Source organism: Candidatus Stygibacter australis (genome assembly GCA_030765845.1).
GTDB classification, from domain to species: domain Bacteria; phylum Cloacimonadota; class Cloacimonadia; order Cloacimonadales; family TCS61; genus Stygibacter; species Stygibacter australis.
On record JAVCDJ010000259.1, the window covers coordinates 1 to 12,888 of the forward strand.

A 12,888-nucleotide genomic window follows, 5' to 3' on the forward strand; every position below is an offset into this window, starting at 1 on the left:
AGAAAAACTCAAAAAATATAAAGAACTGAATCAGGAAGAAGTAGTACATCCCAGTAAAATTGAGATGGTTAGATATAGATCAGGTTATGACAACCCAATAGAGACTAAAGATATTGAAAGCAAAAATAACCTGGAAATATGCAATATATTGAATAAATCTGTTGATCAATATCCAATTGAATCTCTTCAAATGACAGGGATCCAAAGGATGTTTAGCCATTTCTGCTTCTTAAATCCGCAAAGAATTATAGAAGAAATCAATAGTTTCATAAACCTACATAATACATTTCAACCTTCATTAATTGATGGATTGTTTGAAGCATGGAAGAATAATAAACCAATTGATTGGGGAATAATATTAAATTATATTAAAGACATTATTGATCAAAGTGAATTCTGGAATATCTCAAATGAAATAGATCAAAATTTAGTTGATTTATTTGTGATGCACGTTGCTGATTTTATAAATGAAGGTTCAAAAAATACAAAAAATTCTATTGATTTTGAATACATAGAATTAGCAGAAAATATTCTAATAGAATTAGATAAAAGAGATTATCATTTATTTGAGCAGACTGATGTTGTTATAGCTGTGTTGAATTCAACAAGAGGTTATTTGTATTGGGCAATGATAAATTTGTCTTTGATGAAATCAAGAGATCAGAAACCAGAAGGAAAAAGCTGGCTATCAGGTATCAGGCAAGTATTCGATGATTATGTAAATAAAAGGAAAAAACCTTCAAAAGAATTCTGCCTTTCTTTAGGCAGATTTATTCAGAATCTTATCTATTTGGATCATGAATGGGTAGAAAATAATTTAAATAATATTTTCTCAAAAGAGTCATTTGAATGCTGGAAAGCAGTTTATACCGGATATATTTTTTACGATCATTATTGGACTAAGTTTATCTATGAATATCTATGGGAAAAAGGAGATTATAATTTAGCCCTTGAGACTGTGTTTGAAAATGATTCTGTTTGGGTGGGTACAATTCAGAATATATGTATTGGCTATTTTGAGAATATTGAAAAAATGGATGATCCTGAAAGCTTGATTAATAAAATAATTAGTATTGAAAAACCACATTTTATTAAAGAAATAATAAGATTCATTTCATCATTTAAACCTGGGGAAAAACAAAAAGTAAGAGAATTATGGGGTAAATTACTTTCAGAATTAGAAAAAAATAAAAGCATGAAAGTTAATCAAGAATTAATTGCAAACTTATCGGACTGGTTATCTTTGGTTGAGAAAATTGATGAATGTGTTTTTGAATGGATGAAAAAATCTGTGAGATACATAAAAAGAGGTTTTGATTCTGTTCATCTAATTGAAAATTTATTGAATCATGTTGAAACCACCCCTGAATATGTTGGCAAAATATATTTGGAATTACTTGAAAATAATGAATATCCAATATATAAAGATACTGATATTCTTGAATTAATAAGAAAAATTTATGATGGTGATAAAGAAGATGCTTTGCATATTTGCAGGATTTATCTATCGCAAGGTTATTTATTTGTACAAGATTTATTAGATGAACTTGACAACAAGGCAGATAATTAAAAGGTTCCGATTTTAATTGAGATTGTTTGCAAGATTTCTTTCGGGCACGAAATGAAATTATATCATTATTGTTGTAAGCTGTTTTATTTCACTACAACAATTTTCCTGGAAGTAATAAAATTCTTACTTTGTAATTGCAGAATATAAATTCCAGTTTGTTTAAATAAATCACATTTAATCGGGATTGAGCGATTTACTGGGATAGTAAAATCCATTTCTTTGATCTTCTGCCCTTTAATATTATAAACTATTAATTTTACTGCTTCATTATTTTGCCAGGAAGGATATAATCTGATATTGATATTACCTCTTATCCGTCTGCTCAACATTAATGGATTTGGATATATTATGAAATCATGTGAATCCTTAATCAATTTTTCCTCTGTCATTACAATCGGCTCATCTGTATCAGAATTAAATATTACAGAAAAATCGAAATCCGTCATGTCACTATTTGATAATATTATAGGGGTGATCCCTATATTATCTGACCAGAACTCAGAGGAATGATCAAGATCATAAATCCCCCCAAATGTGATCTCTGCATTGTCCTCTGAATTAAGGGTTACTGAAATCGATGGTTTCCACGCTGGGGCTATATATTCATAACCCTGAGCCACAGTATCAATATTATTGTACTCACCATACACATAGACTGCAAGAGAATCAGTAAAATATCCTGGGAAATATCCTGGATTATCGGCAGGATACCAGAAAAATGGAAATCCTGCCGCATTACCCAACACTTCAGTATAACTCATATCACCAGTATCACCCCAGAATGGGGGATCAAGAAGAGGTACGTTATATAGATAATTACTGGCAATCTTATATAAATTAAGATCACCACTTTCTTCTGACAGGGCATCTGATAAATGAATATGATAATCTCCCGATCCACTAACAATTTTATCGATATCAGCATAAGAAAAAAATAGATCAAAATCCCAGCAACCCCAGTTTCCTCCCTGACCAAATGACACCAGTCCTGAGCAAATTATATTCACACCATCAAAATTTGTCGAAATATCATCTATTACAGTATGCATAAGCACTGCACCGGGTAAAAAGGGTTGTAGATATATTGTACTTCCCCAGCCATTAATATCATCTCCTGGATGTGGTCTAAAGGCACATTCCCCGGCATTATTCAATAATGACATAAAATGATGTTCATTGCAATAGATGCGGTATTCTCCATCGATCTCTTCATAAGTATAATTTGCTTCCAGATTTATACTCAAGATAATTAATAATATGATAATTCCGATTTTCATACTCACCCCTTTATTATGAATTGATATCTCAGCTTTCCAATATTTTCGCAATTACATCCTTTGAGATATTTTCAAATTCTTTTTTTGCTGCGATTAGAATTTTATTATGACGCAATTTTTTGCCAACCATATTCATTCGGAAAAAATTCCCGAAAATAATCTTATAAAGTGGTATAAATTGTTTTCCTTTTCCCCATAGCACTTCTGTTTTTAAAAGAGAATTGTAGGCTTTTGATAATCTGGCATATTGCTTAAGTGCTTTATTAGGAAGTTTGTCGAGTTTACTGCCTTCCATTTTAGTGATCATCTTCACAAAATCATAGATTGCTTTCTGAGGGTAAACTATCATCAACTGCTTTAGTAATTTATCATTAACTTTACTGCGCAATTCGCATAATTCGCTATTCAGGCAAAGGTAAAGCAATTCAATCGCATCCTGAAAATTCCTGATACCTAATTTTCTCGCTGTAGTAAAACCCAAGATCTGATCTTCATGCCAGGCATATTGAAAAATATTTCTGCCCAAAGATTTGATCACAGAATCGATACTATGATTTTCCAGGTCAGTATAATCATTGTTACAAAGTTTCTTTCGAAGATGACTCAACCGCAGAAAATAAACTTCTTTCCCTGAACTCATAAGTTTCACAAACCGATTATCTTCAAAATCATAACCTCTGCTGCGATAAATATCCTCCACTATCATGTCATAATTTCCTCGATAATTGTGCTTCTTGCGGCAAATATAGTAAACTGGCAGACCGTGCTCCAATCGTCTTACATCCAGGTGATAATTATCCAGAGCAAACATTAACTGCCTTATACTATCCTGGTCAATTAATGAGACATTATATGTATGATAACGAGGTCTGAATGTGATTTTCTCTGTAAGTATACTATTGATTAAAGTTAGATCTTCAATTTTTCCATCCTGATTTTCCAGTTTGCTGCGCACTTCTTCATACTTGAGTAATTGATTTATCAAAACCGAAAGGCATTCTTTGGCAATTTTGGGATCTCCATGATAGAAATATCCATCATCAATATCATTTTCATCATATTCAAAGCCAATTTCATCCCTGTAATCGAATTTATAAGAGTTTTTAATATCAGCCATTTCATCTCCCTTTTTTGATTAGTTTTCTTCTTTCACGCATCGTTGATGCCACATATAATCCAATCTGAGAAGCTACTTTATCAATATTATTAAGATCTGAATTGGTGATAGGTATCACTTTATCAAGAACATCTTCAAATCCAGTAACTCCCTGCCCCAGAGCCACCAAAGTTACATGAAGCTTATCCTCAAGTTCTTCATAATATTGCTTTATAACCATTTCCACCTCTTCTGCACCACTCATGCCTTCACGAAATGATACATTCCAGCAGCAGTCAGAAATAAGTATCAAATAAATCATTCTTCCTTTTGCCATTTTGCGAGCTTCCTGGATCATGAAGGCAATGGAGACAGCATCAGACTGACAGCCGGTGCCAGTATCCGGCAGCGTTATCAAAGTCCTTAAGGCATCCTGTTTACTAACACATAATGTTTTTTGAGAATGATACATCCATTGTACCAGGGGACCATGCAATGACTTGCGAATATCTCCGGAATGATATAACCCCGCCATGATATCTATATCAGTATTCGTTGTTGAACGCAGCCAGGCAGCAGTAAGTAATTTTAGCATTTTCATTTGAATGCTGTTCAAACTTCCTGATCCGTCAGCAGCTATCAATAATACAGGTTTACCCCGTTTATCAGATATTTCCTGAATTCTATGCCGTTTAAAGATCGCTTCTGAAAAATCACCTATTGCCAATCTGGATGAATCAAGAGTTCCACTGGTTTTTATCCGTCTGATAACCGGCTCCTTGATCACATTCGGATAAAGCTGATTTTTCATAGCTCTTGTCAGTATTTCTGATTCTTGCATTAATACACTGATAGCTTCTTCATCATAAGAAAGTTCCACTGGTCTTTCAAAGATTTCACCTTTGAATTTCTTCTTATTTTTTCCCACTGTTATTTCGACTTCGTGTCCCTCATTAAATTCACCTTGAATCTCACCAGCCATAAAATCTACATTATCCTGAGTTAGCAGATCGGAACGCTTATTTTCCCAGTTAGATTGATTACCAGATGCTTTGTCGATGTTATCTATTGTTTCTTCCAGAAGTTTCTTGATCGGATTTGGCTCCTGGTCCACATTTGAAGTCTGTTTTGGAGCATGGGCAATATCTACAAAAGACCTGCCTTTTTTCTCTTTTTCATTCCTGGGGTCAAATAACTCCGGAGCACGAGGTTTGGCAAGTGCATGAAAACTGCCGGTCTCTGAAAAGTTCTCTGCCAGGTAGTATTTAAATTTCTTATCAGTAGAAGTATCATAACCCTCAATATCTTCTGTCATTCCTCCCTGCTCTCGATATTTATCATCTTCAGATGGTAGATATTTTGCCAGGCAACGAATTAAAGCCAATATCCATTGATTACAGAAGTCTATCAAATTAGCGGAATCCTCTTCCCCAATTGCTGTCAGGAAATTTTCGCTGACTTGAAAAATATCATCCAGCAAAGCTTTGGTCATCGGATGTAAATCTGAAATATCCCACACCAGTACATCACCATATAGTATCACTGCCCTGGCAATATCAGAAAGCGATCTGAATTTCAAACTCTGGTGCGAAGCTGAGAATAATCTGTAGATTTCTACATAAAATAGATTTTTTTCACGACTGATAACTTCCAGGTTTACTCTTTTGAAAACTGCATCTTTTATAACTTTTGTAAGTTCAGTTACGCAATCTTCATCTATATAAAACTCCGGGTCTATCTCTTCCATCAGATCATCGATAGCATCTTCTAAATCGATTTCCAAAAGGTTCTTATCTTTGGGCAGTAAATTGATATATTCCAGATATGTAGTTAATCCTATAGACGAGTATGCAGCCAAAATACTGGGAAACTTGGAAAAAAAGGGATCTAATTGTGCTTTTATCACTGGTTGATAACTCCCCTTTTTTCCCTTATTAAGAAGCCTTACTGACTGTTTCTGAGCTTTCCTTAGCAAAGAATAATATTTCGACCGAGCTATCTGGCGGATATAATAACTTTGATTGAAGTTATAGGCATAACCTGGGGGTATTCCTGCCCAGTCTGTTTTTCTCTTACGAGAATAACTGCTACTGAAATAATTACTTCTGTCAAATCTTTCGATGTTTTTAATAGTTGGCTGCTTATTCATTGTTACTCCTATGTTAGATTGCCACTCAAGGGTTTATCTTTCTCTATATCGTCGTCATACACACTATATATATCATTCAAGATACTGTGAACTATTTTCTGGTCATCATTACTGGCATGTCCTAGTAAAGTAAATTCTGCAATTTTGGGATGACTTAAATGCTGCAGCCCCATTGCCATTTTATAATACGTTAAATACCCGTAAATCGAAGGTGGAGCAACTGATAAAAGGTTTCCCTCTGCCTGATTCTTTCTTATCCGACTGCCAAGATTTACCACTTCAATAACCAGATCATGGTTGATTCCCAGCTTCCCATCACGCTTGATAATGTTTTCTAAAACCACCATCTCATCTTCACGACTCAAATAGTCGAGGGTGATATTAACACTAAAGCGTCTCTTTAGTGCAGAATCAAGCGGGACTAAGGTAAAATGAGCATCCTCATCTGCCTGATAATTTGAATCAGCTATATAACTGATTTCCATGCAATCCACAACCTCATTTTTCCTCAGGATCACCTCGCCTTTGTCCATAAGATTAAGTAAGCCTCCCTGGACATTTGCGCTTATCACTCTGCCCATCTCACGCAGCCAGATTAGAGGATAAAAGTCCTTTCGGTCTTCTACGCAGTTTTTCAATGCTGTTACTATCTCACTGTCTTCATCATAAGTAGAGCCTTGTGAAAGTCCACGTACAGATTGTAATTCTGCTGGTGTTTCATAAGTGGACATCTCAATAGGATACATTTTCAAAGGCTTCTTTTTATATCTTGATTTTCTGGAATTATTCATGCCATCTATTATCGGATACAGATTTTCAGGCATCGTTAGAGCCTGGATCAATGCCGTCTTGGCACTTCCCGATGGTCCACTAAGGTGAATGAATTCACCATTTATTATCGACCAAACAATTATTTCCAATATTACTTTGGGGATGAATAGTGGATTTTTTCCTTTTGTAGGTTTAAGCTCTATCAAATCTGATTGACCAGCTCTATTATATGATACCTGGCTTAATAAACTAAACACTTTTTTCTGCATCTGTTCCTCCGGGTTTATTTTCTTTTTTTAATATCAATTTTCCACTCTCATCTGCAAATATCACCAGTTTACCTGGCTCTTCTAATTCTCCCTTATTCCATTTTTCCAGGATTGCCTCAGCAAGAATACTGCGAGTTCTATCTATTAAAATTCTTGCTCCAAAAGTGTTAATATCCTCTATAGATTTGATTATTGCCATTCCTGTATTTTTCTTGATCTCTAATTCACTAATTTTAAAATCCAGTCTTTTAGCTGCTTCAAATATAGAGCTTAGGATAACCTGTTCACTTATCAGCCCCAGGTCTTTTCCTTTTAGGGTCTCAAAGAGTACTGGATTGCCTATTCTGGATAAAAACGCTGAGCTGAACATATATTTTACTTCTTTTTCTACGTCTTTGCGGATACTGCTCTCAGTAGGGTAATTGTTAAATCCGACTCCTGGTTTGCGCAAAATTTCATCTTTTCCATCCGGCAAATTGATCGTAAATGCAAAGATCAAGTTGGCGCAGGAAAACATTTCTCCCATTGCAGATTGTGCCTGACCAGTTTCCAATACCTGCAAAAACAAATCACTCAATGATGCTCTCACATGGCTATTTGCATGATCCAGATCAGATATTTCCAATACAGCACCCCGATTGCATTTAGCTGCCTGCTCCAGACGACCACTCTTGTTTGAGCCCACTAATCCCCTGCCCGAACCCAGTAATTGAGAAGAAGCTGTATAAAAATCAGGCATTCCTGCTGCATCTATATTGATGAAAGGTATTCCCAGTGCTTCTGCCAATAATTTTGCACTTTCTGATTTTCCCGTTGCTGGTGTTCCCTGTGCGCAGTAGCGGATGGGCTGATATAAAGGTCTTAATAGCGCTTCCTCCTGCAATCGCTTAGTCAGAGTCTTTAAAGCTTTATCCTGGGCAAGTAATCTACCAGTTAAAAATTCATACATGGAATTAGTGGTTAAGCCCTTAAGGAAGTTTCTCTGCACTGAAACTGCCCGTTCTATTGAAGGCTTGTTTTCAATACCGGAAAATGTCTCCTGCATTCTAATTACCTGACCTGAAAAAGCCTTCGTGTTCTCTGGACTATATGTATCTCCTTGTTTATAGTTAACTAATTCGTAATTAGTTATTGCAGTTAATGATCTCATCTGATCAGCATAATCCCTTCCTTTTTGAGCTTCATAGATCCTGCTGAAAAGCTCTTTCTTTATAGTTTTTGGTAATCCGCCAATTTGCTTTACTTCCTGTTCAAGCTTATGGGCTAGTAAATACTTCATGGGAATTTTAACAGGTAAATGCCGGACTACTGGAAGCTGAGGATCAGAAACCCCGCCCTGCCCTCCTTGAAACACGCCCTGATGTTCGGCATAACTGCCCGAAAATATCACTCTATATCCTTGATTACGCATCTGCTGCAATACATTTTGAACGTCATTGCTTATCTCATATATATTAGTCCCTATTGCTAAACTGGATGAGCGCAGCCAAAGGATGCCAGGTGCCTTTTTAGCAATATCCAATATCGATTTCACATTAAGAGTTGCTACCTGCAATTGTCCTATTGTCATTCCTTTCTTTTTTAATTTACCCGCTATCGCTGCCAGGATATATTCCTCCTGTATGATATTCTCACAAACTATTGCTACAGGTAATTTTGAACTTATTAATTCAGTGGTTTCTGCCAGCCAATTCTTGTAATTTTCATTATCATAGCTCTGCTTTGAGTTTAATGGAAATACAGGTGCTATAAAATCACTGATCTCTCTGTAAACTTCATAAATACTATCCTCATCTTCAACTTCTGGTAATTCGTCTTGAATGAATATTGCTAACTTATTAATTGTTTCCATATCAAGCATGATAGAATTTACTACGTTAAAATCCAGTGTTTCATTCTCTATTGCCATCATTACCCAAAGTGAGATGACACTATGGTTAATCTCAGTCACCGGCGTTAAAATATTTACATTATCACCTAGTTCAGAAAGCTTTGTGAACAGGCGATCAATAGATACCTTTGCATCCCTAATCCCAGAAGTAAGCTTGAAACTCACCTGGATAATATTTTGCGATCTTTCTCCTTTCACCTCTAAAATCCCTGACTTTCTTTCATAATCACTCTCTGAACTAAAGCCCGTCTCATCACTGTTCACCACAATGGTCAGCTTAGTGTATTTTGATACTAAATTTGATAATTGATAGATGAATTTAGCATGCGGTGTAGGATACGCAGTTGCTTTATTCATTATAACTCTCCCTGATCATTATCGATAATTTCTTTGATCTTGCATATTTCGCGAAACTTGCATATCCAGTTACAAAACACGGGTTTCACAAGCCACCCATATTTCATGGTAAAATCTAAGCCACTGGCTGTTCGATCATTGCTCTTTTTAAGTCTCATATAGTACTTGATCAATTTCTTCTGATATTTAGATAATCCTTCAAGGTTTGTGCAAGTTTGAGTTCCGGGTTCATTTACCCACCTAATTTTAAAATTTCTCAAACGCTGTTTATTCATCTTTCTCAGCACACTTCTCAAGTCCTCAGGTGATTCGGATTTGATCTTGATCCATCGATACCCAGGCTTGATTTTTTTCTTCATCTTAACCTCCAGCTTCTTTTTAGTTAATCTTATATGCATTTAAAGTACCAACCTGATTATATTTTATTTTGTGAATTATCTTAAATTAAATGAATGGTTATTATTAGGGCTTTTGAAGAAGTAAAAAAAAATCAGCATTCTGAGTCAAAATAAAAAATATTACATGAAATTTAACAGTATTAACAACACTGTGCTTTTTATCAAACACTGTTACCCCATAATCTTTACCACCTCCTCTTTCCTGACTAACATCTATTTACTAATTGCTGTCAGTACCAGCTAACTCACCTCCCGGATGATCAATAGACCTCCGGGATGGTGAACCTGTAACCACCATATCAAGGTCTTTTGCTCGCAATGAACGCTGTAAATGTGACTCGAAGGGACAACTCCCTGCAATCAGATGTCATAATAGTGAATAATCATCAAGAGTCTACACGAAGAATAATCAAGTCTGAATTAAATCAAAGCTGAAAGTTCTGAATAAGCATAACCCAAAGCAAGATACCTTGGCTACTCATCTTCCCATCCTCCTATTTTCCAATTTTTTCACTTTCCCATCTCCCGTATTCTAATCAATTAATATATTACGTTTTCAATAAAGAGTGATATAAGTAGTAATAAGGTAGCTCAACTGAGCACGGCATGACATTATATTGTTATGCCGTGCTCAGTTGAGCTTCTCTGTATCTTCTCTATAGGCTCTATATAGGCAATTGAGAGGACATTTGACGGGTTTAATTCAGTAAAGATAGCAGATAGTGACCAATCTTCATGAATATGGAAGTTATGAGATAATAATATTTTTTTTAGTATCAGAACAATTGTTGCTTTATCTATCCTGTTTATCGCATCAGTTATAGAAAAAATTCCTTGATTCCAGGATATTCGCTTATAGTATTTAAGAATCGGGAATTGATATACACGTGATGAAATGATCCCACAGCTAAGTACAAGACTTTTGAACGTATTTCGGACAAGAGTTTTGGACGACCCTTTGATCCGGCATTCATTTCTGCATTGGTAGTATTCTCTGTCTTTCCCATGCAATTCTAACAAAATTCACTATATTAATATATCAGAGTAGATCTATTTCCTGTGGCAGTTCATTTTTTTCTTTATTTTTTCTAAAAAGACTTTCTGGCTTCAAGATATTTTTCAGATAAAAAAGAGATATTCCAAGTGTAGAAGCGGTTTTGATCCGGTCTTCATTATACCGTCTATATACTTTCTTTGTGTATGTGTAGATAACATCGTCCAGTTTATGATCTTGATTAAAGAATGATTCTATGTCTGCTATTGGACTTAATGCGCCAGATCTAACAGAGAAAACAATATCTGCTGCATCAAGTTGTTTCTTACTGCGATGCTCGATCAGGGAGCGATTGATCACGTTGATCAATTCACGCACATTACCTGTCCAGTTATGATTCATCAGTATAGTTTTCGCGCTTTCTGTGAGAGGTTCAGCATCCATAACTTTTTGATACTGACGGCAGAAGGATTCAATTATAGATTTTGCGATCAGAGGAATATCTTCCTTTCTCTCTTGCAAACTTGGGACATCTATCCGCAGAGCAGATATCCTATAATAGAAATCCTGACGAAAACTGCCGTCTTTAACCATTTCTTCCAGGTTTTTATTAGTGGCAAAGACTGCCCGGAAATCCGTTTCTCTTTCTTCATGTTCACCCATTCTTATTACTTTCTTGGTATCCAATACTCTCAGAAGTTTTGTTTGCAATTTTTTGTCAAGGTCCCCAATCTCATCCAGAAACAGCGTTCCACCTTCAGTATCCTCAAAAATTCCACTTCTACTTTCTTTGGCATCTGTAAATATTCCTTTTATGTGACCAAATAATATAGTATCAGAAATCCCTTCAGCAATAGCAGCACAATTCTGAGGGTTAAATTTGTTATGACTGCGCTGAGAAAAACGATGGATAGCACTGGCTACCAGGTCTTTTCCAGTACCTGTATCTCCGCAGATCAATACTGGTTCATCATACTGTGAATACAGGATTATCTTTTTATATACCCTCTTCATGGCTTCACTCATTCCAATAATACCCATAAACCCGGAAACCACTTCACTGCCCATACTCGCATTGATCATCTGGTAAACAAATACTGGCTGAAAGATATCTTGAATCTCTTCTGCTTCCTTTCCGGTGAATCCATTTCCATTAGAGCCATCACACTCCAGATATAATACTGCAACCACTTCATCCTTATTATATATTGGGATATAGATATTATCAGCTTTTTTTGTTGTATAATTTATAATACTGCGAGGAGAAATATCACCTTGGAGACAAGAATTAAATTGTGAAGAATTTCTGATTGCATTAAAATCCTCTCGGGAGGCTACCTGGAGATTCCCTTCTTTAGTATAAACAGCAAAATCCTTCACCCCAAAAGTAGCACGCACTTTTTCTATGAACTCATTCCTTTTTCTTGTATCATTGAGAATATCATCATTATTCAGAACATAATCATAAAGATCATACCTGCCAGTAAATTTTTCACCTTCACTACTCATAAAACCCCTCGTAATTGCTTTATTTTTTTTATCAAATGTTATCAACGTGATAAACCATATACCAGTCAAGTAAATAATATTGTCTTGCATCCTGGAAACGGGGAGCTCCAGCTCCTCGATTATAAGGCTACGAGCTGGAGCTCGTAGTTCCCAGGAATAATACTCTTTTCTGAATTTCCTCAACCTCAGATCGAGTAAAAACATTATTTGCCACAACTTTCCGCTTAAGATACAGCACACTTACCAACATGAATCCTATTCTAATTTTCGTAATTTATCTACAAAATCAACAGGTATTGAAACTATATAAACATCTCCTTTCTCATACATTTTAATAAGATGTAGATTCTCTCTTATTTTTTGATTCTGTTCCTCTGTTTTGTCACATTTCAATTCATGACATGCCATAATTGATACTACTAACAACTCAAACTCTTTCTGATTATAAGAATTAAATGATGGATTTGACTTTTTAAGCCTTTCCATATTTTCATGAACTACAGATTTTTGTACTTCAATATAATTCACTAAATTCCCACTCATAAACTACCTCCATTCTTGTTAATAATTTTAACGATTTCTTTATATTACTCCATAGGGGAAAAGA

9 protein-coding genes are annotated in these 12,888 nt (G+C 35.4%); 1 reads left to right on the plus strand and 8 read right to left on the minus strand.

Annotated elements, in window-relative coordinates; translation table 11 throughout:
* A partial coding sequence (locus RAO94_12940; GenBank protein MDP8323247.1) for a hypothetical protein occupies nt 1-1,570 on the plus strand: 1,570 nt, incomplete at its 5' end.
* A gap of 83 nt (nt 1,571-1,653) precedes the next feature.
* Here the strand turns inward: RAO94_12940 and RAO94_12945 are convergent.
* From RAO94_12945 to RAO94_12980, 8 genes are all read right to left on the minus strand, one after another.
* Nucleotides 1,654-2,847: a T9SS type A sorting domain-containing protein gene (locus RAO94_12945; protein MDP8323248.1), complete on the minus strand. Its 1,194-nt coding sequence runs from the start codon at nt 2,845-2,847 to the stop codon at nt 1,654-1,656.
* Between the two features lie 28 nt (nt 2,848-2,875).
* The gene (locus tag RAO94_12950) at nt 2,876-3,964 is read right to left on the minus strand and encodes a hypothetical protein (GenBank protein ID MDP8323249.1); all 1,089 of its coding nucleotides are present in this window, start codon (nt 3,962-3,964) and stop codon (nt 2,876-2,878) included.
* 1 nt (nt 3,965) lies between these two features.
* On the minus strand, nt 3,966-6,092 hold the full coding sequence (locus RAO94_12955; protein ID MDP8323250.1) for a hypothetical protein: 2,127 nt from the start codon (nt 6,090-6,092) through the stop codon (nt 3,966-3,968).
* Between the two features lie 8 nt (nt 6,093-6,100).
* A complete protein-coding gene (locus tag RAO94_12960) occupies nt 6,101-7,132 on the minus strand; it encodes a hypothetical protein (GenBank protein MDP8323251.1) in 1,032 nt (343 codons plus the stop codon).
* Nucleotides 7,113-9,380 (minus strand): AAA family ATPase, encoded by a 2,268-nt coding sequence (locus RAO94_12965; GenBank protein ID MDP8323252.1) that lies wholly within the window; start codon nt 9,378-9,380, stop codon nt 7,113-7,115. The genes RAO94_12960 and RAO94_12965 overlap by 20 nt, the downstream gene beginning before the upstream one ends.
* Nucleotides 9,380-9,739, minus strand: coding sequence for a hypothetical protein (locus RAO94_12970; GenBank protein MDP8323253.1), 360 nt, complete (start codon nt 9,737-9,739; stop codon nt 9,380-9,382). Before RAO94_12970 ends, RAO94_12965 begins: the two co-directional genes overlap by 1 nt.
* A 1,078-nt stretch (nt 9,740-10,817) precedes the next feature.
* Nucleotides 10,818-12,281: a sigma 54-interacting transcriptional regulator gene (locus RAO94_12975; GenBank protein MDP8323254.1), complete on the minus strand. Its 1,464-nt coding sequence runs from the start codon at nt 12,279-12,281 to the stop codon at nt 10,818-10,820.
* Nucleotides 12,282-12,536: 255 nt separating this feature from the next.
* Nucleotides 12,537-12,824, minus strand: a complete 288-nt coding sequence (locus RAO94_12980; protein ID MDP8323255.1) for a hypothetical protein — start codon at nt 12,822-12,824, stop codon at nt 12,537-12,539.
* Nucleotides 12,825-12,888 lie beyond the last annotated feature (64 nt).